We start from the raw sequence: 22,935 nt of genomic DNA on the forward strand, positions 1-22,935 counted from the left end.
GCTAATTCACTCATCAACCGCCATCAAAGTGCGTAGGCGTAGCCCGCCGCAGGCATCGCTCTTACTCATTTTCTCAGCTTTCAAGCAAAAAGCCGCAACGTTCAAGATAAAAGCCGCAATTTTCCGCATCAAAGCCGCAATGTTGAGGATAAAAAACGCAACGTTGAAGATAAAAGCTGCAATGTTCGAGATAAAAGCTGCAACTTCGAGGATAAAAGCCGCAATCTCCAGGCTCAAAGGTGCAACTTCGAGGATAAAAGGTGCAACCGCCAGGCTAAAAGGCGCAACGTTCGCTCTCAGAGGTTCAAGTTTCAAGCTTCAAGCACAAATAACCAAGTAAATTGCTGATTTGGTTCACTTCTGAAGGTAAATACATCGCATATTTGCTACGTTGTTAGCCCGCCTGGCAATAAATTGCGGGCTAATAGCTCAAGTCTACTCAAGTAGACTGAGTATGCTGTGTTTACTCTAGAGATGGATAAGTGCGATCGCAGTATTGCTCAATGTAATTGCACTAGCTGAGAACGATTGACAGCAATTCAAAAAGCAAATATCAGGTGACAGCCATCTTTGGGATTTACCTGCTGAGAAATATTAAGAGACATAGAGCGCATCTGCCACTTTCGTTGTCATTGCGATACATTACATCTTGCGATAGATTACATCATAACTTTTTGAGTGTAATCCTCAACTGTCCGGTTTCTCTGCTCCTTTCCAAACTTTAAGATGCTTAATTTTCAAACCTCCAGCCGTGAAAGAATTATACACTTAACCGAAGTTTCTGCTACCGACTTTCCTGTCTCTAGCCGCTACAAGTATAAGTGCCGAGTGCAAATTATCTCTCATCAAGGCGAAACTTTGTTGCAGAAGGATTTATTTGCTCGGATGCAGCCAAGCTGGTTAGTCGAGTTGAAGAATAAAGGAGACTGCACGATCGCGCTGACGCTTTGCTACCGCGAAGGCGATATTACTCAGCCCTGGCAGGATGCGGGAACTGTCACCTTTGCTACTCAGGATTACTTGAAAGGCGATCGCAATGCCGATTTGGAACTGCCAATTCACACCTGGGAACAAGCGCCGCAACTGAAGCTGAAAGTACGCCTCACGGAAAGCGCTGATGAGGGCAGTAGTAGCACAGTAACAGTCTTCAGCAAGCAATCGATTTCGCGTCGCCGGACTCAAGATACAGCAGAAAAAGCAGAGGTGGATTTGCCTCAGTCCACACCCCTGACTCCCCAAGAAGAAGTGATCGTCAAAGACGTGTGGAACAAGCTGCGGTCTTGGAAAGAGTTGCAGATGGAGAAATTTTTCAAGCGGTTGTTATTAGAAGAACCAGAGCTTGAGTATTTGTTTGGCGAAGCAATTGACTGCGTCAGCGACTTTTTTTATGAGTTGTTTGATTGTGCTATCCACAAGCTGCAACCCGAAACTCAAAATATTATTGCTGAACCATTAACAGGAGTGCCGCCGGAGAAAGGAGACAGCTTCGATACAGTTGAGGAGTATGGAGCGTTATTTGCAGATATGGGTCTGCGTCCGCAGCACTGGCTAAAAGCGCGGCAAGTCTGGATGTGGATGCTGCCGTCGATTCCCTATCTGGAAGAATACGATCGCGAAGACCTGAATAAAGGCGCAAACTCTGCCCTCTACAAGTTCTTCAATACCTATGTGATTCTGCCAATGGCGGAGGCGGTGCAGCGTTATGAGAATGCTTTGCCACCCCAAATGTTGCAACAAATGGCAGATTGCTGGGAAGTGTTTAGCCAGAATAAGCAGCAGATGGGCATGGAGTTCTACCAGATTTTGTTTGAGAAATATCCGTTTGTGCTGCCGATTTTTGGCCGAGCAGATATGGATTATCTCTCGCTCCATCTATTCCAGGCAGTAGAATTTCTGGTGCGCTGTTTGCGGACGGGCAGCAGCGACAATATGCTGCAAGAACTGCGGTTTTTGGGACAAGTTCACAGTTTTGCAGATGTACCGTCCTGCGCCTATCCAGCCGTCTCGGACACCATGTTTGTATTGTTCGAGAAATATTCGCCTAACTTCACCCCAGAACTGCGGCAGGCGTGGCAAATATTATTCGATCGCGTCGTCAACGTGATTAAATTGCCCATGCTCAATCAGGAGCGATTGCTGAAAAAAGCCAAGCAGTTTCTCGATTTGATTTCCTCAGAACAAGCATGGGAACCAGAAGACAAAGAGCGACGTTGGAAAGAAATCCGTGACGAAATCAAAGCGACGGGAACTTATACCCACACCTATGAAGAACTTGCCTATGGCACTCAGGTAGCGTGGCGCAATGCTTCAAAATGTGTGGGGCGCATCGCCTGGAATAATATGGTAGTGCGCGATCGCCGTCATGTGAGTGACCCTGATGAAATGTTCCGCGAATGCCAAGAACACGTCAAGTTTGCTACCAACGGCGGTAATCTCCAGATTACAATGACGGTCTTTCGTCCCAGGCTGCCAAAAGAACGCTGGGGCCCTCGCTTTTGGAATTCTCAACTCTACCGCTATGCCGCCTACGAGCAACCCGATGGCAGCATTTTAGGCGATCCGGCAAATCTAGAATTGACCAATGCCATTATCCAGTTTGGCTGGCAACCGCCCGCACCGCGCACCGCATATGACATTCTACCTGTGGTGATTGAGGTTCCCGGACAGGAGCCGAAAATGTACCACTGGCAACCAGAGGAAGTGCTGGAAGTACCGATTGAGCATCCCACCATTCCAGAGTTTAAAGAATTGGGAATGCGCTGGTATGCGATTCCTGCCATTAGCAATTTCGCAGTGCATATTGGCGGCATTCATTACGGCTGTATGCCCTTCAACGGCTGGTACATGGATACCGAAATCATGCGGGACTTTCTCGATGAGTACCGCTACAACAAGATGGAGGAAATTGCCAAAGCCCTGAAGCTAGATACCAGTTCCGAGCAAACGCTGTGGCGCGATGAAGTGGCGCTGAAGCTGAACGTTGCCATCCTCTACTCGTTCCAGAAAGCCAAGGTGACAATGGTGGATCACCAAACCGCCTCTCGTCAGTTTTTGATTCACGACTTGCGCGAAAAGAAAGCCGGAAGAGAATGTCCTGGCGACTGGGGTTGGGTAGTTCCCGCAACCGGAGGTAGTACTTGTCCAGTTTGGCATCACCAAATGCGAGATTTCTACCTAGAGCCTGCCTACCACCACTCAGCCGATCGCTGGGCAGTCGAAGACGGTATAGAGTTAGAAAAACTGACCGCAGTTGCTGACGAAGACGGCGATAAGCAAGACCGGATTCTAATTCTTTATGCTTCGGAAACTGGCACAGCAGAAGGCTTTGCTCGGAAAGCTGCGCGACAGTTGCAGCGCTTCCGTCCCAAAGTCATGGCACTCGATGAATACACAGTTGAAACCCTAGCTGATGAAAAGTTGCTGCTGATTGTCACTTCTACCTTTGGCAATGGGGAAATGCCGAGTAACGGCAAACAATTCCTGCAATGGCTAAAACAACAGCCTGCCAGTTCCCTCGATGGGTTGAATTATTCCGTCCTAGGCATCGGCAGCACCGTTTACGAACATTTCTGTGCTGCTGGCATTGCTGTAGATAAAGCTTTGGCAAAAGCAGGTGCAAACTGTGTTGTACCCCTGCATAAAGGCGATGAAATCAAGGGTCAAGCAGACACCTTCAAACAATGGTTGGGTTTGATTGCGCGAGTGTTGGGCGAAGATGCCACAACTGCGGATGCAGCCAGCATGACGGCTCCCAAACTCACAGTCACCTACCTCAATGAAGCAGATCTGCCAACCCTACCTGCACCAACAGGCGATCGCGGTCTTCCTGTCCCGGTTGTCGCCAATGATGAATTGCTGCAAGAAGTCATTCCCGGCAGTCGTTCCACTCGTTATATCGTGTTCGACATTGCGAATACAGGCTTGCAGTACGAAACGGGCGATCACGTTGCTGTTTACCCCTGCAATCCACCGGAATTAGTCGATCGCCTTTGTACGCGCATCGGCACTTCTGCAAACGCTTACTTTACCGCGAACTATGTTACACCCGACGGCACAGTAACCGATGACCAACCGCCTGTTGCTGTTCCCATAACCGTGCAGCAATTGTTGTCTGAAGAACTCGACTTGTCTTTACGGGAGCCATTTAACGACCTGCTAGCATACCTTTATTCAGCAGTGCAAAATCCGCAAGAAAAGCAGCGCTTAGAAATATGGCTAGAGATTTTGCACCAAGGTGAAGAGCATCCAGATAGCATCACGCTCAAGAAAACGATTACCGACAACTTTACGAGTATTGCGGATTTGTTTGATGAATTTCCCTCAGCACCCGTCACCTTAGAAGCATTGCTAGAACTTTTACCCAAGCAAAAGCCGCGCCTCTACTCCATTTCCTCCTGTCCGTTGCTGCATCCCCAAAAAATTCAAATCACAGTCGGAGTTTTGCAAATCAAAACCGATGCAGGCAAGGTGCGCCAAGGGCTTTGCTCTAACTATCTCGCTGGGATGCAACCGGGAGCGCAAGTGCGCATTGGAGTCCGCACCTCTGGTTTCCGTCCCCCTGCTGATTCTCAAGCCCCGATGCTGATGGTGGGGCCGGGAACAGGTGTTTCGCCGCTGATTGCTTTCTTACAATATCGAGAAGCATTACAACAGCAGGGAACACCGTTAGGTGAGGCGTGTCTCTACTTTGGCTGCCGCAATCACAGTGACTTTCTGTATGGAACCCAACTTACCGCTTGGCAAAACCAAGGCGTGTTAACTGGGTTAGAAGTTGCCTTTTCCCGCCTCACCGATAAAAAGCTGTACGTTCAAGGCTTGATGCAAGAGAAAGCCACAGAACTTTGGCAAATGCTGAGTCATCCGCAGTGTCATTACTACGTCTGTGGTGATGCCAAGATGGCAGATGATGTATTTGAAGTATTTATGGCGATCGCCAAAACCGTTGGCAACCTCTCGCACATCGAAGCAGTAGAATTCTTCGACACTATGAAGAAAGAACACCGTTTCCATACTGACGTTTGGGGCGTGCAACTCAACTTCAAGCAAGCCATTCAACAGGTGCAAAAAGATAATTACTCTAAAGCTGAGAAATGGTTGGAAAGGGTAAAACAAACTAGTGAAGAATCAGTCACCGCAGACGAAAGTCAAGCATTGATGGTATAAACAATTCAATTTAAGCTAGAACAGCCAGGAGACAACGCTTTTGTGTTTCCTGGCTTTTGATTTTGCACAGTTAAATATAGTCAAGTGTCAGGCGATCGCCTGTTTTAATTTCCTTCCCATCATCATCACTGTTGCTAATTCACTCATCAGCCGCCATCAAAGTGCGTAGGCGTAGCCCGCCGCAGGCATCGCTCTTGCTCATTTTCTCAGCTTTCAAGCAAAAAGGCGCAACGTTGAAGATAAAAGCCGCAATTTTCCGCATCAAAGCCGCAATGTTGAGGATAAAAGCCGCAAAGTTCAAGATAAAAACTGCAATGTTCGAGATAAAAGCCGCAACTTCGAGGATAAAAACCGCAATTGCCAGGCTCAAAGGTGCAACTTCGAGGATAAAAGCCGCAACCGCCAGGCTCAAAGGTGCAACGTTTACCCTCAAAGGCTCAAGTTTCAAGCTCAAAGCACAAATAACCAAGTAAATTGCTGATGTCGCTCACTTCCGAAGCTAAATACATCACATATTCACTTCGTTATTAGCCCGCCCTGCAATAAATTGCGGGCTAATAGCTCAAGTCTACTCAAGTAGACTGAGTATGCTGTGTTTACTCTAGAGATGAATAAGTGCGATCGCAAAACATTTCGATTTTACTGTAGGGGCACGGCATGAGTGGATTAAATGCTTGTCCAAAATATTGTTAATGCCGTGCCCTTACCTACCAGATATTTTATCTGACAATATAATATACATATAATTAGCGACTATTATTTAATATAATTGGGATGCCATATAACCCCAAACAACATCATCGTCGTTCTATTCGTTTACCAGGATATGACTATACTCAAATCGCTGCATATTTCACAACAATTTGTACGTATAAAAAGCAATGTTGGTTTGGCGATGTAATTAATGGGGAAATACTACATAATCAATTGGGAATAATTGTTCACCACTTTTGGCAGGCTCTTCCGCGTCGGTTTTCTCACATTCAATTAGATGCTTTTGTGGTCATGCCAAATCATGTGCATGGTATTCTCATCATCACTGATTCTGGGGCACGGCAACCACAATCCTTTCCATCAGTTGAAAACTTTACTGATGCCGTGCCCCTACAGAATACAAATATTCGTAAAACAGAACAATTTGGTAAACCTGTTTCTGGTTCTATTCCTACAGTTATTCGTTCTTTTAAATCTGCTGTCACTAAACGAATTAACCTAATGCGAAAAACTCCATATCCCCCCGTTTGGCAACGCGATTATTACGAAAGGATTATCCGCGAAGATGGATTGGATAATGTTCGCCAATATATTATCAATAATCCTTTGCAGTGGGCAGAGGACGAAGAAAACCCTTCGCATCACCCATACGAACAATTAGATTTAGGTTTATATTTTTAAACCCACATTATGGAACAATACAGTTCAGTTAAGCTGAGATGCAATACGTCGTAGGGGCACGGCATCCACAGACTTTCGGGAAAACCGACATTTTATCGGTGCCGTGCCCTTACCTGTGTAATCATTTAGTGTTGATATTTCTGAAATCAACTCCACCCGCCAATTTCTGCTTCTGTTAGCGGCTTCTCTAACTTGCCGTATTCTGTCTGCGCTGCTCGTAATACGTGCTTCATCTGCACAGCTTCCCCAGCATCAGCCGCTAAAAATGCTGCATTTAAGGCAATGTTCCGAATATTACCTCCAGCTACGTTGAGGCGTGCCAGTTTTACTACATCCAAGTCGGCTGTTGGCGTGTTGGGTGGGAAAATCCGCCGCCAAATCTCGGCTCGTTGCGCTGCATCGGGGAAGGGGAACTGCACGACAAAGCGAATGCGGCGCAGGAAAGCGGTATCAATGGCACTTTTCAGGTTAGTTGTTAACAGTGCCAAACCGGGATAAGATTCCATCCGTTGCAATAAGTAGCTTACCTCGATGTTGGCATAGCGATCGCGCGCATCTTTAACTTCGCTACGTTTGCCAAATAAGGCATCAGCTTCATCAAATAATAAAATTACTCCGCCTTGCTCGGCAGCATCAAACACCCGACGCAGATTTTTCTCTGTTTCGCCAATATACTTACTCACCACCGATGATAAATCAATGCGATACAAGTCAAGACGCAATTTATTTGCTAGTACTTCCGCTGCTAAGGTTTTCCCCGTACCGCTAGCACCTGCAAATAAAGCGCTAATTCCCAAACCCCGCGCACTTTTAGCAGCAAATCCCCAGGTGTTATATACAGTACTTCGCTGCCGAACATGAGCCGCAAGATCGCGGAGAATATCTTTCTGGTTGTCTGGTAATACCAAGTCTTCCCAGTCAGCAGCAGGCTCAATCCATTGTGCTAGCTCATCTAAGCGCGGTCGTGCTTGTAAGCGGCAAGCATCCCATAAAATATCAGTGAGGTTGTTTGATTGTGGCTGTGCTAATTGTCCGGCGGCTTCTGCACAGGCTGCATGAATAGTTGCAGGACTGAGGTTAAACTGATCTACTAAAATTTTGACTTGTCCGTTGAGTTGGGGTGCAATTTCCGATAAGGCTTCTTGCCAAACTGCTCCTTGTTCTCTAGCTGTGGGTTGCTGCACGTCAAAACTTACTACCAAGCGTTGTGGCAAACGCATTCTTTCCCGACTGCTGATGAATAAAAAGCCATTTGTGCGTTCGATAAAATGAGCGATCGCATTTATTCGGGTAGCATCATTAGTATCGAGTTCGTCGCAGTCTATCAGTAAAGCACTTTTACTTAAAATTGTCTCCCGCGTCCACAGGCGAATCAGGTTATCTAATTCCCCTGGTAATAAGGGAATGACTTGTGCAGGCATTACCCACAGATGTAAATTTTGCAGTTGACAAATTGTAGCTGCAATGGCGCGTTTGCTACTAGTTTCGTTGCCACACAACTGAACGATGGGTAAATTATTTCCTTTATAAGTTTGCTGCCAAACTGCTGTAACTCGCTCTGCTAAAGCTTGGTGTGATGGTACTAAATCCCCACCACCTGATAATGGCTCGATAATACCCGCCAGCCGTTCGTCAAGATATTGAATCCCAACTAAATAATGTAAAATCCGTTCGTCAATTCTCAACGGACTGAGGGTTAAAGCATGAGCTTCCCCAACTTGAATTAATCGCCAACGACGTAAAGGTGCATTAGGAGCGATCGCATCCCAATGAACGTTAGGTAACGCAGCTAAAGCTAAACTTAAAGTAGGATAAGCTCGTTGTGCATCACCTTGAGCGATCGCACATAACCGTGCAAAATCTCCACTCAATTCCATCGCTGCACATAATAGCAACAAGTTGCGCTCAAAGCCTGAGAGACTAAACATCCGGCAGAGATTATCTAATGCCGATGGTGTAGGCATAGCCGCAGCTGCTTCTTTTAAAGCTTGCTGTCGCGCATTTTCCTGATTTTCTAGTTCATTCGGCTGTGGCGAAGTTGTTGTATAACGTTCTAAAGCACCACGGACTACGGCTAAAGCTGCTGATAAATAACGCTGGTTGGCATCGTGCCAATTATTAATTATTGTTTGAGTATTCATGTAATTATTACCTGTGGTGCATCGTATTCTCCAGCTTGATTCATATTGCAGGGACTTTCCGCCCCATCTACTCGCACCCTGACAAGGTAAGTTCCTGGCTTGATATTGTCGATTGGAATTGTTATCGCATCGGTGTCTTCATTGTCTACTGATACAGGAAAAGTGTAGATAACAGGACTTTTATTAGAGATTTCATTCAGTAGTAAAACTACTCGTTGCGTCTTGCCAACTTTCGGCTGAAATTTCACCGTAATTGCACCTGAGCGTAAATTCTCACCACTTTTCTCTACTTGCGCGATCGCTGCTACGATTTTGGGATGCAGGACAAAAGGCGCAACATTCGATTCAATTTGCTGCTTTTGTCCAGCATCGCCCATTTTCAGGTGGACAACTTGCACGCCCTGGACACCTGCATATAAATCTGGCGGTACTAGCAGACTAATTTGTGTGTCTTTCACATCTTCTGGGACTAGCAATTTCTCTGTATTGTCTACTCTAATTCTGGTAATCTCCCCCCGTAATCGCTTACCGCGAATTACTAAAGTACTGTCTACAACAATTAATTGCTCTGTTTCCGTGGGGGCGAGAACTTGCTCAATACTTGGTTGCGACAAGGACATCATACATAACCCCTCAGCTTTTTGAGTGTCATCGCTCTCAATCAAGACCATTGATGCTTGATAGCTAGCCGAGGGGCGATAATGAGTTTGTAGCGCAGACCAGAGTTTAGAAGTGTCTTCCATGTTAAAGAACTCTGGCGAAAGTTTAATTTGCCCAATTTGTTCGGCTAAATCAGAGACAGAAATACCAACTAAAGCCTGAGCAAAAACATTAGCAGTACTGCGTGTAGCTGCGTTCCTCAATGCATTTTCAATGGCGCTAGTTGCGATCGCAGGCGTGCGATGCAACAATTGCATTGCATACCCTAATAACAGTTCTGCCTGAAAATCTTTTGCTCCGTAAGCTGTCAGTAAGTAATGCAAGTCTAAAGCTAGTGGCGGATTTGCAGAGCGTGGGTTTTTATTTATACGTAAATTCTTACTGCGAAATTCTTGAGATACCCAATCAACATTACGATTTTGCGTCACCTGATAGAGAAATAAATTGAGTTGAGCGCGCTCATCAGTTCCCACTGTAATTAGATCTGGTGGTAAAGCAGTCACAATTACATCACCAACACTTGCAGTAATCGAGTCACTGACTAGACCATTTTCCAGCAAGTCTTTCAGCACTGCTGTCACAGCGGCTATCGAGAGTGCATTACTCATTCTGATTCCTCACGCTACTAGCACCGATCGGACGAAATTCTCAAAACATTCTGCTTCGCGGTAATTCTAGATAAAACTTATACAAGCAAACTAGTTAATTTTGTCAACTATCTATTGATACATTCAATAAAACCTTGAGTAAAATGCACCTTTGCTAGAGCATTCATAGCTGATTTTTTGGAGTCCAAATAGTTAGGTATTGCTCGCTAAATCGGGGTTTACGGGTTTTCCCTAAGTTTGTGTATCAAAGAATGAAACTTTGATGTGTCGAGTCGGTCAATAAATTCAGGTATATGGCCAATAGCTCCTAATTAAGCTAACAAAGCTGCGCTCGAATTCACGATAAATTTAACATTCGGAACAAATTGACACTACCCTAAGTCGTGCCTTTAAGCTTTTATTAAGCATTTGTATTAAATGCCCAGCATTGGTTAAACTTATTAATATGTTAAGCTGAATGTAAATAAATTAATAAACACAAGTAATAAAAATTACTATTACCTAAATATAATTAGGCAAAAAAAATTGCCACTTAAGTAATATATATTTTTGTTGCAAGGTCAAACTTTAAAGTAACTAGGATGGGTTCTAGCAGATGACATCCCCACCATCTTCAAATTCTTGGAATGGGCGCTTTATAGGTGATAATCAGCGATACCGTTTAGACAAACGGTTAGCTGGTGGTGGCATGGGTGAAGTCTTCCTAGCAATGGATACCCGTGTAGGTCAGCAGGTAGCATTAAAGTTATTGAAAGATACGCTAGTACCCTCAAAAGAGATGCGAAAGCGCTTTGAGAGGGAGATAGCAGTGTGTGCGGCTTTGCAAAGCGACCACATCGTTAAAATCAGTGATTGTGGCGTCACAGAAGAAGGATTTCCATTTTACGTAATGGAATATCTGCGCGGGCAAACACTGAGGCAATTACTACTGCGTGAAAAGCGGTTATCCGTAGAGCGCACTGTAGGTATTATCGCTCAAGTTTGTAAAGGTTTGCAGCTAGCACATCAAGGAGTAACTTTACAACGAGATGGTGGTAAAAGCACTGAGCATATTCAGGTAATCCATCGCGACCTCAAACCAGACAATATATTTCTAGTGCCGACGGATTTGGGAGAATGGGTAAAGATTTTGGATTTTGGTGTGGCAAAAATCCGCCATGAATCTTCAGAACAAACTAATATTACTAATACATTTATTGGCACATTTCGCTACGCCGCACCAGAGCAAATTCAAAGCGATAAAAACCTAGACGCCAGGGCAGATATTTACAGCTTGGGACTGATTCTCTACGAAATGCTGAGTGGAGTAGATCCTTTTGGTTTAGGCGTTAAAGCTCATAATATCAGCGAAGCCTCTTGGGTATTAGCCCATGCCTATGAACCGCCGAAACCATTGCGATCGCAACCTGGATGTGAATATTTGTCCGAGCAACTAGAGGCTGTGGTGCTCAAATGCTTGCAAAAGAATCCCAATAACCGTTTTGCCAGTGTAGAAGAACTGGATCGAGCTTTGCAGTCTGCCGCTAAACCAATTGCTCTTAATTTTAGCGTTGAGGATGAAGAAGCGATCGCGCTCCATCCCACAGTACCCAGACCTGCTAGGAATTTTGATACCATACCCCGACCGTTAACAGCGATTGAGCAGAGCCAACTTGAGGACACCATACCTCCATCTCAGCCTCTGCATCGTGGAGAAACCATACCCCGACCGTTGACCCCTGTTGAGCCAAGCCAAGGGGAAGAAGATACGATTCTTCGTCCCCAACCTTTGTATCATCAAGGTTCAGACCAAGAAACTACACCGCGACCCCTGACACCGATTGAGTACAGTCAAGGGGAAAATGAAACCATACCTCGTCCTCAACCCTTATATCGGCAAGGTTCAGACCAAGAAACCACACCGCGACCCCTGACACCAATTGAGCAAAGCCAACCAGAAGGCACAATTTTTCAACCACGGCCTGGACAACATCAAGGTTCACATGGGGAAACAGTACCGCGACCTCTACAACCTATTCCTCAACAGCAAGGACAAGATGAAACCATACCTCGCCCCCAACCCATGCCAGATCGAGGTTCGGATGGGGAAACAGTACCGCGACCTCTGCAACCTATTCCCCAACAGCAACCAGACGGCACGATTTTTCAACCACGGCCAGCAGCAAATCTAGAAACTAATCAAAATTTAGTTGCGAATAATCCTGAATTCAGCCCAGAAGGGACAATTTTTCAAACTCGCCCTGCATCCGGCCAAGGCGAACAAGCCGCATCAGAGGGGACATTATTCCAACCACGCCCCACACCCCAACCTACACCCGATGGCGGGACAATCTATCAACCTCGTCCTGTATCTGGACAAGCTGGACAACCAACGCCAGATGGCGGAACAATCTATCAACCCCGTCCATCTGGACAAGCTGGTCAACCAACACCAGATGGTGGAACAATCTATCAACCCCGCCCCGGACAAACAGCACGGGATGGTAGCACGATTTTTCAACCTAGGACAAATAAACAAACCCTTGAGAAACTGCCAAAAAATTTCTGGCGAACGATCGGGATATTGTTGGCGATCGCATTTTCCTTAACAGCGATCGTTTATTTATATCCGCACTTTCAACCCAATAAAGAAAGCGATCGGAAAACTTGGCAGAAATTCAACCATGTATGGTGAGTCAAAAAGTTTCTTCTGTAGTTTACAGCCAGCCCGATAAATGTAATATCAGTTTGAAAAAACAATACAACATCTGGGTAGGAATGTTCCTAGCAAATAATTTATTTGGAGCCAGTCGCATACTCTGGTTTCCAGAATAGAGCAAACTGGTGTAAAATCTAGACGATTTAAAACCAAAATTGATACTAAGTTGCAGTCTGTTGTAGTACATCAAAATTAATGAGATTGCGACCGTAGGGAAGCAATCTCAGATACTATCTTTGATTGCAACTTGGTATGAGGACTACCTTTAAAACAAAAATTATTTTCTAAAAACACTAAATCCAAATTTAACTAAATATTAGGTGAGACAACTATTCAATCAGGGTTTAGTAGGAATAGTAGCTGCTATTACTACTTTCACCGCAATTAATCTTCCAGTTTTCGCTGCCAAAGATGATACCAAATGCATCAGTCAAATAACTGGTAAACCAGGTAATTTATTCTCAGGAGATTGTATTCCCAATGGGCTGTGGATTAACCCCAACTATGGTTTAGAGTATGCCCGATTGATGCGCATAGCAATTAAGGCTGCTGCAAATCAAGATGATTATGATACAGCAATTATTAATTTTTCTAGAGCGCAAGCAATATCAGGTGTGACAGATTCGGAAGTTCGTCGAGGGCTATTAGGAGCAATTTTGGCAAAATCACTTCAGAAAAATCCCGTACAGGGTTATTTCCCATCAAGAATTTGGCTACTAGTTACTGGAGAATTTAGTCAAGGCGGCTAATCAAAATCAAGAAGTTGCCAATCAATCTCTGGTTTACCAACAGAACGCAAGGCTGAGTTGATAGCTGAGAAAGGTTTGCTACCAAAAAAGCCATTACGTGCAGAAAGTGGTGAAGGATGCGCTGATTTGATCGCTTGATGTCGCGTTGTATCTATCAATTTCAGCTTCTTCTGTGCATATCCACCCCACAATACAAAAACCACAGGATCTGGCTTTTGATTGACTTTGCTAATTACCGCATCGGTGAAAGTTTCCCAACCTTGATTTTTGTGAGAATTAGGTGTGTGTGCCCTAACAGTTAGCACTGCATTTAGCATCAAAATCCCTTGTTTCGCCCATGATGCTAAATAGCCATGATTCGGGATATTAAACCCAACATCATTTTGGAGTTCTTTAAAGATATTACTCAGGGATGGAGGCGGCTTGATACCAGGCTTGACAGAAAAGCATAATCCATGCGCTTGGTTCTCATCGTGGTAAGGATCTTGACCAAGTAACAGGACATTTACTTTTTCGTAAGGTGTCAATTCAAAAGCGGAAAATATATCTTCTTCAGGTGGATATACAGTGTGTGCTTGGCGTTCTTCTACTAAAAAACTTTGAAGCTTACTAAAGTATGGTTTGTTAAACTCTTCCAACAGTACTGTTTGCCAACTAGGAGAAAGTTTGCTGAGTATCAAAATTTTTTGCCTCTACTTAAGTATGTAATCGATAATTATAACAATTTCATAAAAATACCTCATAACTATGAAGTTTTAGCTAACATTAGGCATTTTGGCTATATTCAAGGCTGTTTTAAGTTATAAATAGATGAAATTCTCCGAATACATACCAAATAAAAATAAAGTTTGTTTAAAACACTAAGCTATTACTTACTTAATTTCTGAAGAGTTTACCTTTTTTAATATTTTGAGATTCTTTTACTAATTTTGTATGTAAGAATCCTGAAATAATGTCTTGTTTTCAAATAAGCTATTTGAATCAAATTGTAGTGTTGAGAAATATAAATTTAGTAATTTTAATTTTGGAGGGTATTTTAGACGATTTTTGTAAATGCCTATCAAGCGAATAAATGAAGTTTTAGCAGCAGTTTTCATCTCAAGCAAATCGTGAATGTCTGTTCTATGATTTACCACTTTGCATCATTGACATCACACTGAATCGGCTTTGCTGGCCAGCATCGATTTATCTTCAGATGATGCGATCGCCCAATTATTCTCTGTTTATATCTATTTAGAGACATCTTGATTAGGCGCAGTTACAACGCTGTCTACAGGAAACTTCGCGATTAATTTACAAAATCTTTAGGGATTTTTAGCAGTGATGGCTGTAAATATATTCAGATTCTTGTTCAAGGTACATTAACTTGAAGTAAAACCTATGTTGACAACTAAAAAAAGGGTCGTTGTGACCGCAGGCCTAGTTCTGAGTTTGGCTACTTTCGGTTCCAAACCTTCTCAAGCTGCTACTCTAGCTGCATCGAATGCAGCATTTTTCGTTGGTAACTTTAGCTATAACAGCCCAGATATCGCAAATTATACTAATGCTGATGCTGATACTTATGTATCTTCAACAGGTGGTAAAGTAATGGCCACGGCTGTACCAACTGCTTTTGCTAATTCCACTAGTGCTTTTAATAATTCTGATAGCTCTGCAACAGGCGAATCCGGCAACTATTTTGGTACAGCAAAAAGCTTGGCTGAAATTGGACTTTATAACTTCAAAATTGCTAAAGATACCACTTTTTCTTTCGATTTTGATGGAGTACTTAATTTACTAACATCAATAGATAGTTCGCCACACGAAACTGCTAATGCTAATGGAAATATCAAATTTGAAGTAGTGAATCAAGCTAATGGAGAGGTATTAGACTACCTTTATCTATTCGGAAATATATCAACTGTTGATAATAATGATTTTTTAAATGGTTACAGTAGTGCAAGTCTAACCTTTGACCCAAATTCTACGATTTTCGATCGGAATTTTGGTGGAATGCAAGAATATGCATCTGCTATTTTTAGAGGTACTTATTCTAGAACTTTTACTGAAGATACTGTTTTAAGTATTAGAGAATCAAAATTTAATCAAGTGACTGTTCAAGTTCCCGAACCGCTATCTTGTGGTGGGATGCTGGTTGCTGGTTTGATGGGATTGTGGATTAAACGCAAGCAGAAGCTAGAGCATGAATAATTTAACAAGAGTAGGAAATTTCAATTGCCAATGCATCTACTAGTCTTTTTAGCTGCTGTTGGGCTTTGCAAGCACTATTTATAAGCAATCAATAATATCGCGTCCGTTTAAATAAGCGTTGCTGTTACTGTAGAGTTCGCCGTTGGGCTTCCTCTACATAAAAATTCGGAGAGTAGCAATCCCAAAAAGATTGCGATCGCGTCTTTTGACTGGCAATGTCACCATATTTAGGGTAAGTTGCCAAATATAAAATTTACATCGATAAAATTTCAGCAAAAATATATTCAACCTACGTACATTCATACAGCGATCGCATGATTTTCATATTATTTTTATGTAATTGCCACATTTACTTGTTAGACTAATATCAAGCAAACATTGAGTTTGCTCCTCACACCATACTGTTACCCTCTTGTTTGTCAATGGCAAGGGGGCTTTTTTATGAAAGTTGTCTAGTTAATTTTCAGGGTTACAGCTTGTTAGGGATTGCAGTACATACATTGGCCAGGATCGGCAAACTCTATACCATCAGGAAATAATTTTTTTTGGCTGCAACCACATTTTTGACATTCATAAATTACAGAATGAACCAAAGTAGTAGGCGAAGCACAAATTGCGCAAGGTAATCCTCTGATTCTTTCTTTAATTTCAAAACCAGGCATATAACATTGCGGACACTGGCTTTTAATCTTGCTTAACAAGTTATAGGTAGCTTTGGCGATATTTTTCATTCGTGTGGGATTGTAAAGTGCGCGCATATCGGTTTCAAGATGCGCTTTGCCATCTGCTGAATTACTAAACGCCAAATTCAAAGCTACTAAAAATTTTTCTTCAGTATTAATACCTTTAAATATCTCATGGTTATCTTTACCTATTGGATGAAAACTGACAACTAACCCATGTTCTGGAAAACCAACTTTTCTCGCAAAATCATCAGCTTGTTGAATATTCTCCACGACCTGATGGTTAAAATTAGTTTCTAGAGACAGTTCTTCACCAATAATTTCTAGGTCGTTTTCTCGGTCTAATAAAATGACTATTTCTCGATTTGAATAAATATATGGTAGAGATGGATGAGGTGCAAAGCTACCTTCACTGGCAAGAGATAAATTTTCTCCTGTTAGTTCCATTGCTTTTGTCGCTTTTAATTTAGCTGCTGCAATTTGAGTTCCAGGACGTGCTACCTCTCTAGTAAATGTACCGAATATATCAGTATTAAAATCCTGCGGTACTATAACTTTAATACCTAGCTCCGGCTCCAAGACTGGGGCAATAACTCTCTGTTTTTGGTGCATCGTCGCCAGTACTGCTACACGATTACTAAATAATTGCCGATCTTTCATCGCGAGCTTACCTCCTGTGTTTAGTTTCAGCAAGATGAGTTTGTCGTACAGCTTAATTCCAAACTTTCATTATCGATGAACACCTTGAAAACGCAATCAATATAGTTCAGTTAAAGAACTGATTGTAACGGAGGACTTACTTCTAGGGATAATAATTGAGAGAGCGATCGCTCTCTAGGTTCTCGCATACTCAGAAGGTGAGAACTTTTTTTACCAGAATCGGGAACTCCAGTTGGATTTTCACTACTTCTGCCGATCGCGGCCCGTTGCTGCCCCAACCCTCGTATGATCGAAAAGAATAGGAACATATTAACAGGCAGATTTTTACCGTAAAACATGGGCAGTATTTGGGAACTCGATTTTTACTCCCGTCCGATTCTGGACGAAAACCAAAAAAAAGTTTGGGAAGTCTTAGTCTGCGAAAGTCCGTTGGATGTCCGCGCGAAAACAGATTCTTTGTTTCGCTATGCTAAATATTGCCCCAGTACTCAAGTAAATTCAGGTTGGTTGCGGACGGCGTTACAAGAAGCCATTGACCAAGCACAAGAAGCGCCAATCAAAATCCGCTTTTTCCGCCGCCAAATGAATAATATGATTACTAAAGCCTGCCAAGATGTAGGGATTCCTGCTCAAGCTAGCCGTCATACTTTAGTGATGAACCAATGGCTACAACAGCGAATGGAGGAAGTTTATCCTCAGGAACCAGGCTATCAAGCGGTAACTAATCCTTCAGTGCGCTTGGAAAATCCTTTGCCTCAACGTTTACCAGATGCTTTAGAAGGAAATAAATGGGTATTTGTTTCCCTAGAAGCTTCAGAATTGATGGATATGCCAGAGTGGGAAATTGGTTTTGGTGAAGCTTTTCCTCTAGACTTGGTGCAAGTATCGCTTGAAACCCGCATTCCTGGTGTTTTGATCTTCTCACCTAGAGCCTTGCCGATCGCAGGCTGGATGTCTGGTTTAGATTTAGCTTACTTAAAATTTGACACGAGTGTTGGTGCAAGATTACTGTTAGAAACTGGTGTGACAGAAAGCTGGATTTTGGCCAATATCAAAAACCCTCAAACTTTAGCTGAAGCCAAAGGTTTTGAAGCAGCCAAGCAAAAAGCTAATGGAGTGCATTTTATCGGCGTACAGTCCGATCCTCAAGCAGAATCTTTTGCTGGATTTTGGCTGTTGCAAGAGGTCAATCTGCCGTAAAGTATTGGCAGAGTAGTGGGGGAATCGGTATGAGGATCAACGGCAAGGGTAAGAAGCACCTTGACGAATGACTGGTCATTATTGGCTAATTACTTGTAAATAAGCCAAAAGGGTAAGGGCTGATAAATGTCGATGATTTGAGATAATGATCTGCGTTCCTCTGCGGTTCAAAATCCACAATCCATAATTTACCAAGGGTCATGGGTTCTGAAAATTTGTCACAAGATACGCTAGCAGAACATCTGCTGGAGCTAGCCATTAAGTCTGGAGCAGAAGCCGCTGAAGTGTATCAGTCGCGATCGCTTTCTCGACCAATATTTTTTGAGGCCAACCGCCTCAAGCAGCTCGAAACTAGCCAATCTGAAGGTACAGCACTGCGGTTGTGGCGTAATGGCCGCCCCGGACTCACTGTGGCTTACGGTTCCGTAGAACCGCAAGCGATGGTAGAACGCTCTCTAGCCTTGAGTCAACTTAATCAACCAGAACCAGTGGAGTTGGGAACTAACTCTCAGCCATCCTATCCAGACTTAGGAAAAAGTGTGCCGATAGAGGTTTTGGTCAACTGGGGTAAAGAAGCGATCGCTCTGGTTCGAGATGCTTATCCAGATGTACTTTGCAATAGCGATTGGGAATGTGATGTGGAAAACACTAGACTTGTCAATACCGCAGGTCTAGATTGTTACTACACAGATACAACCCTCAGCTGCTATATGTCAGCTGAATGGATACGAGGCGATGATTTTTTGAGCGTTTCTGATGGTCAAACTCAACGGGACGAACTCGACCCGGAAAAACTTGCTTACCAAATTTTACAACGGTTAATTTGGGCTAGAGAAAACGTCTCACCTCCTAGCGGTCGCGTTCCAGTTTTATTCACATCTAAAGCTGCTGATATGCTCTGGGGTACGGTGCAAGCAGCCTTGAATGGCAAACGCGTTCTGGAAAAAGCTTCGCCTTGGGCGGAACGCGTGGGTAAGCCAGTCGTTGCACCTAGCCTCACTCTCTACCAAGACCCCGAAGCCGGGCCTTACAGTTGTCCTTTTGATGATGAAGGTTCTCCTACCCAGCCTCTAGTATTTATCCAAAATGGAGTATTACAAAATTTTTATTGCGATCGCACTACCGGACGTCAACTAGGTATTGGTAGCACGGGTAATGGTTTTCGCCCCAGTTTGGGTAGTTATCCTTCTCCCGGTTTATTTAATTTTTTGATTCAGCCGAGTTCTACATCACTACAAGATCTGATTCAACAAATAGATGATGGCTTGATTGTCGATCAAATGCTAGGTGGAGGTGGCGGTATTTCTGGTGACTTTTCTATCAATATTGATTTAGGCTATCGCGTACAAAATGGTCAGGTAATTGGACGCGTTAAAGATACAATGGTTGCGGGTAATATCTACTCAGCTCTCAAACAATTAGTAACCCTAGGTGGCGATGCTGATTGGAATGGTTCTTGTTACACTCCCTCCCTCATAGTAGAAGGACTCTCGACTACCAGTAGAAATAATTAAATATTTACGAACATTGCAGGATTGTAGTTGTTGGGTGCGTTATCGCAAAGTGCAACGCACCATTCATCTACTGAAATTTGTGAGAAAAAACGAACACAAATTTTTTTTTAATTTTACTCAGGCATTTTTCAGACAAGCTCATGCTCAAGATTTCATCCTTCCTAACTCTGCAATTAGGGTGAGAAAAATGTAAAAAATATTGAGCCAGCAAATAGAGTTTATCAATTCATTCGATCGGGAGATTTTAGGAGTAACTCTCATTACATTTTTAGGGCTGCTGAATAGGAACTATATAATGAAGCCCTTCACTTTCAGTGAAACCTAAAAATGAACTTCAAATCGCAGAACGTTAGCTCAAACCGTAAGTCTAAAACTTTTAATAACCCAGAGCGTTTTATCGAAGGTTGGTATTGGGCAATGCCTGCTAATAATCTACGGGTAGGTGAAGTTAAGTCTATCACTTTATTAGGTAGGGATCTAGTAATGTATCGAGGTAAAGATAGAAAAGCTGTTACTATTGATGCTTACTGTCCACATATGGGCGCTCATTTAGGCGATGGTAAAGTTGAGGGTAATGAACTACGCTGTTTCTTCCACCATTGGAAATTCGATCGTGAAGGATTTTGTATTGATATTCCCTGTTTAGATGAACCGCTTCCGATCAAGTTAAAATCTTGGCCTACCGCAGAGAAATACGGGATGATTTGGGTATGGACTGGGGAAATTCCACTACAACCTCTGCCTTTTATACCAGAGTTAGAACAAAAAGAATGTGATGTCGCTATTTTTTCTCATTTTGTTACTAACTCTCATCCCCATGTAGTAATTGTTAACGCTATCGATACTCAACATTTCAATACAGTTCACAAACTGCCATTAGAAATTATCTTTGAACAACAAGAGCTAAATCAAAATGCTATTACCTTCAGCAATACAACACGAGGTAGAGAAGGTTCTCTTTTGATCAAGCTTATTCGTCCTTTTTACAAAAATGCTATTACTTATAATGTTTGTTATTGGTATGGCGGCACTAGCATAGTAACATTGGGACCTGATTTCCTGCATTTGCATATTATGTTTACTCTGCGCCTCTTAGAAGGAGGAAAGACTGAAGGACGTACTATATTGATGATTAAAAAACGTCAGGGAATTTTTGGTTGGTTATGTAATCAAATTGTGCTATGGCTAGCTAATATCTTGGGTCAAATTTTTCTTACAGGTGATGCAAAGCTGTTTGAGAAAATGCAGTTTAATTTGAAAACTCCGATAAAAGCAGATCGCTCGATCGTACAGTTTATCAACCATCTAGAAAGACAAACAGCCCTATATTGGGGAAGTTGGCAACAAGTGCGTTCTCTGCGTGATGAAGAAGCTAGAGATAATCGCGATAAATGGCGAGATGCACTTAATGACTAATTTAATGTGTGTCTAATTGGTAATTTGTTATTTGTCCCCCAAACTCCCCACACACCCTTCTTGTTCCTCACTCCCCCTATTGTCCAAACCTGCATATTAGGTTTGAAATTACTGTAAAATTTTGGATTTTGTTTTTAATTATTTTTTAGGCTACCATTTACATAAAAAGAAGTGGCAAAGCCACTTCGTAATTCCCAGGTAGAACCTAGAATCGAGTATAACCATTCTAAAAACTGGAAATAGTATAAATCAACACTGATTAACTGTATTTAAACATTTCAGTGCCGATTACTGTAATTCTGATTCAAGCCGATCGAGTTCATCGCCTAGATGAGCCAGTTTTGCCTCTTCATTAAGTAGCTGCTGTTCTAATTGAAACTTAACTGCTGTTCCAGCCTCAATTGCTAAAGCTTGCCGCATCTGCTTTACTTTTTCATTGCGAAGATTCCATTCTGCTTGCAGTGCATATAATCTCTGTTGCGATCGCCTGCGTTGTCCAGCAGTTAAACCTAAATAAATTGGGGTAGTTTGTCTAGTTACACTTTCACCAGGTAAAAATTTACTTCCACCTGCGTAGTAACAAAGCGGGAAATTATCACCCAAATCCAGCACTTTATTCACAAAGGGGTGCTGTGGCCCCGAAGCCCTTTTCGGTACTTGGTCAAATAAGTACACTAAAATATCCAAAATTCGAGCATAGCCATCTTGATTAAATGCGGCTTTTCCTTGCAAGGCTTCTAACAAGCAATCGGTAAAAGCACTATAAGGCTGACCCGTGTAAGAATATTCATCTTCTCGTGAGGAAGCAACCACAACTCTACCGCTTCCTGTTCCCAGCACATTCAACAATTCTGGGGGTAAAGGTGATTTGACAAACACTTCCCCTGGTTCCTTCAACGCCGGAACGCCGCCAGCGTGACAGCAATCTAATAAAACTACCAGCTTACGAGGTGTAATTGCTTCAATTTTTTGGGTAAATTCTAAACCTGATATAGCAGTATTTGCACGTTGGCTGGGGTCGTAACCATACGGTACAAGGAAGTATTCATTGGTGCGCTTGATGCGTCCACCATGACCAGAGTAGTAAATGATGACAGTTGCATCGGGATTTTGATGTACTTGAGTGATGATTTGGTCAAAAGCTGCGAGAATATTTTGCCGAGTTGCAGCGGTTTCGGTTAGCAGCGTCACCTGTGCTGGGGGATAAGCGGCGCGATTCGGATCGATCAATACATCTCTTAAGGCTGTTGCATCTTTGACAGTGACAGCTAAATCTGCGCCTACGCCAATAAGTAATGCATAACCGTTAGAGAAAGTTGCGTTTGTCATACCCTGTTTGATGATGATGTTCAATGCGTAGCTGCTTTGTAGGCTGTCGTTAAATATCCGCCTTTCATACTCTATAACAAGCTGTCCTTACTACAGAGGAAAGCGATCGCCTGTTTGACTCGATAAATTTGTCAGGCTGTGCGATGTCTTCTGCTGTTGGAGATGCTACGCGTAGCTTGCTTCCCCGCAGGGATACGGCAAATCAGAACGCACTTACTTTATAAGTGAAAATCCTTACTTAAAACGAATATCTATATTATCGGAGTGACAATTTAGCTAACTGCCCTTTCTTTCTAGATCTGAAGCATCTCTATTCAGCTAGATCTCATTTATATAGTTACTTCAATCATTCATTTAACATTTCCAGAAAAAGTATTAACAATATAGCTAGAAGATGCCCTAATTCTTGAAGAAGCCAAAAATCTAAGTATTTAGATTTTGCTGAGTTAAACTTGCATAAATTCTTGATCCCTGACAGATAAATATACAGGGTGGATGATTTAACTTTTTTACAAAGTACTAATAACTT

17 protein-coding genes are annotated in these 22,935 nt (G+C 42.8%); 9 read left to right on the plus strand and 8 right to left on the minus strand.

Features of this window, described 5'->3' with window-relative positions; genetic code table 11:
• Nucleotides 1–6 precede the first annotated feature (6 nt).
• Nucleotides 7–315 (minus strand): hypothetical protein, encoded by a 309-nt coding sequence (locus AACU33_RS03305; RefSeq protein WP_096587029.1) that lies wholly within the window; start codon nt 313–315, stop codon nt 7–9.
• Between the two features lie 411 nt (nt 316–726).
• Here AACU33_RS03305 and AACU33_RS03310 point away from each other — a divergent pair, with 411 nt between their 5' ends.
• Nucleotides 727–5,163 (plus strand): nitric oxide synthase oxygenase, encoded by a 4,437-nt coding sequence (locus AACU33_RS03310; RefSeq protein WP_096587030.1) that lies wholly within the window; start codon nt 727–729, stop codon nt 5,161–5,163.
• Between the two features lie 139 nt (nt 5,164–5,302).
• On the opposite strand, the gene AACU33_RS03315 is transcribed toward AACU33_RS03310, so the two are convergent.
• Nucleotides 5,303–5,611 carry a hypothetical protein gene (locus tag AACU33_RS03315; RefSeq protein ID WP_339375727.1) on the minus strand — a complete coding sequence of 103 codons (309 nt, stop codon included), beginning with the start codon at nt 5,609–5,611 and terminating at the stop codon, nt 5,303–5,305.
• A gap of 326 nt (nt 5,612–5,937) precedes the next feature.
• On the opposite strand from AACU33_RS03315, the gene AACU33_RS03320 reads away from it, so the two are divergent.
• Nucleotides 5,938–6,558, plus strand: coding sequence for a transposase (locus AACU33_RS03320; RefSeq protein ID WP_096587032.1), 621 nt, complete (start codon nt 5,938–5,940; stop codon nt 6,556–6,558).
• 146 nt (nt 6,559–6,704) lie between these two features.
• Here AACU33_RS03320 and AACU33_RS03325 read toward each other — a convergent pair whose 3' ends face one another.
• Together AACU33_RS03325 and AACU33_RS03330 are read right to left on the minus strand one after the other, a co-directional pair.
• A complete protein-coding gene (locus tag AACU33_RS03325) occupies nt 6,705–8,699 on the minus strand; it encodes an ATP-binding protein (protein WP_096587033.1) in 1,995 nt (664 codons plus the stop codon).
• Nucleotides 8,696–9,967 (minus strand): DUF4255 domain-containing protein, encoded by a 1,272-nt coding sequence (locus AACU33_RS03330; RefSeq protein WP_096587034.1) that lies wholly within the window; start codon nt 9,965–9,967, stop codon nt 8,696–8,698. Before AACU33_RS03330 ends, AACU33_RS03325 begins: the two co-directional genes overlap by 4 nt.
• A gap of 595 nt (nt 9,968–10,562) precedes the next feature.
• Here AACU33_RS03330 and AACU33_RS03335 point away from each other — a divergent pair.
• The 3 genes from AACU33_RS03335 to AACU33_RS03345 all read left to right on the plus strand — a co-directional run bounded on the left by AACU33_RS03335 (nt 10,563) and on the right by AACU33_RS03345 (nt 13,414).
• A complete protein-coding gene (locus AACU33_RS03335) occupies nt 10,563–12,641 on the plus strand; it encodes a serine/threonine protein kinase (RefSeq protein WP_096587035.1) in 2,079 nt (692 codons plus the stop codon).
• Nucleotides 12,635–12,781, plus strand: coding sequence for a hypothetical protein (locus AACU33_RS03340; protein WP_339375728.1), 147 nt, complete (start codon nt 12,635–12,637; stop codon nt 12,779–12,781). Before AACU33_RS03335 ends, AACU33_RS03340 begins: the two co-directional genes overlap by 7 nt.
• A 204-nt stretch (nt 12,782–12,985) precedes the next feature.
• Nucleotides 12,986–13,414 (plus strand): hypothetical protein, encoded by a 429-nt coding sequence (locus AACU33_RS03345; RefSeq protein ID WP_096587036.1) that lies wholly within the window; start codon nt 12,986–12,988, stop codon nt 13,412–13,414.
• On the opposite strand, the gene ung is transcribed toward AACU33_RS03345, so the two are convergent.
• A complete protein-coding gene (gene ung / locus AACU33_RS03350) occupies nt 13,411–14,094 on the minus strand; it encodes a uracil-DNA glycosylase (RefSeq protein WP_096587037.1) in 684 nt (227 codons plus the stop codon). The two genes, AACU33_RS03345 and ung, sit on opposite strands and share 4 nt — an antisense overlap.
• A gap of 700 nt (nt 14,095–14,794) precedes the next feature.
• Here ung and AACU33_RS03355 point away from each other — a divergent pair.
• Nucleotides 14,795–15,604 (plus strand): PEP-CTERM sorting domain-containing protein, encoded by an 810-nt coding sequence (locus AACU33_RS03355; RefSeq protein ID WP_096587038.1) that lies wholly within the window; start codon nt 14,795–14,797, stop codon nt 15,602–15,604.
• A gap of 479 nt (nt 15,605–16,083) precedes the next feature.
• Here the strand turns inward: AACU33_RS03355 and AACU33_RS03360 are convergent, their stop codons facing one another.
• Together AACU33_RS03360 and AACU33_RS03365 are read right to left on the minus strand one after the other, a co-directional pair.
• Nucleotides 16,084–16,947, minus strand: coding sequence for a DUF6671 family protein (locus tag AACU33_RS03360; RefSeq protein WP_096587039.1), 864 nt, complete (start codon nt 16,945–16,947; stop codon nt 16,084–16,086).
• Nucleotides 16,948–17,057: 110 nt separating this feature from the next.
• Nucleotides 17,058–17,225, minus strand: a complete 168-nt coding sequence (locus AACU33_RS03365) for a hypothetical protein (RefSeq protein WP_339375729.1) — start codon at nt 17,223–17,225, stop codon at nt 17,058–17,060.
• Nucleotides 17,226–17,283: 58 nt separating this feature from the next.
• Between AACU33_RS03365 and AACU33_RS03370 the strand changes: the two genes are divergently transcribed.
• The 3 genes from AACU33_RS03370 (at nt 17,284) to AACU33_RS03380 (ending at nt 21,077) form a co-directional block, all read left to right on the plus strand.
• Entirely contained in the window at nt 17,284–18,147 is an 864-nt protein-coding gene (locus tag AACU33_RS03370) for a Tab2/Atab2 family RNA-binding protein (RefSeq protein ID WP_096587040.1), read from the plus strand.
• Nucleotides 18,148–18,347: 200 nt separating this feature from the next.
• Nucleotides 18,348–19,661, plus strand: coding sequence for a TldD/PmbA family protein (locus AACU33_RS03375; RefSeq protein WP_096587041.1), 1,314 nt, complete (start codon nt 18,348–18,350; stop codon nt 19,659–19,661).
• A 327-nt stretch (nt 19,662–19,988) separates the two neighbouring features.
• Nucleotides 19,989–21,077 carry an aromatic ring-hydroxylating dioxygenase subunit alpha gene (locus AACU33_RS03380; protein ID WP_096587042.1) on the plus strand — a complete coding sequence of 363 codons (1,089 nt, stop codon included), beginning with the start codon at nt 19,989–19,991 and terminating at the stop codon, nt 21,075–21,077.
• Between the two features lie 288 nt (nt 21,078–21,365).
• Here the strand turns inward: AACU33_RS03380 and AACU33_RS03385 are convergent, their stop codons facing one another.
• Complete coding sequence (locus AACU33_RS03385) at nt 21,366–22,406, minus strand: caspase family protein (RefSeq protein ID WP_096587043.1); 1,041 nt, start codon at nt 22,404–22,406, stop codon at nt 21,366–21,368.
• Between the last annotated feature and the right edge of the window lie 529 nt (nt 22,407–22,935).

Source organism: Calothrix sp. NIES-2098 (assembly GCF_963875125.1).
Taxonomy (GTDB): Bacteria; Cyanobacteriota; Cyanobacteriia; order Cyanobacteriales; family Nostocaceae; genus Aulosira.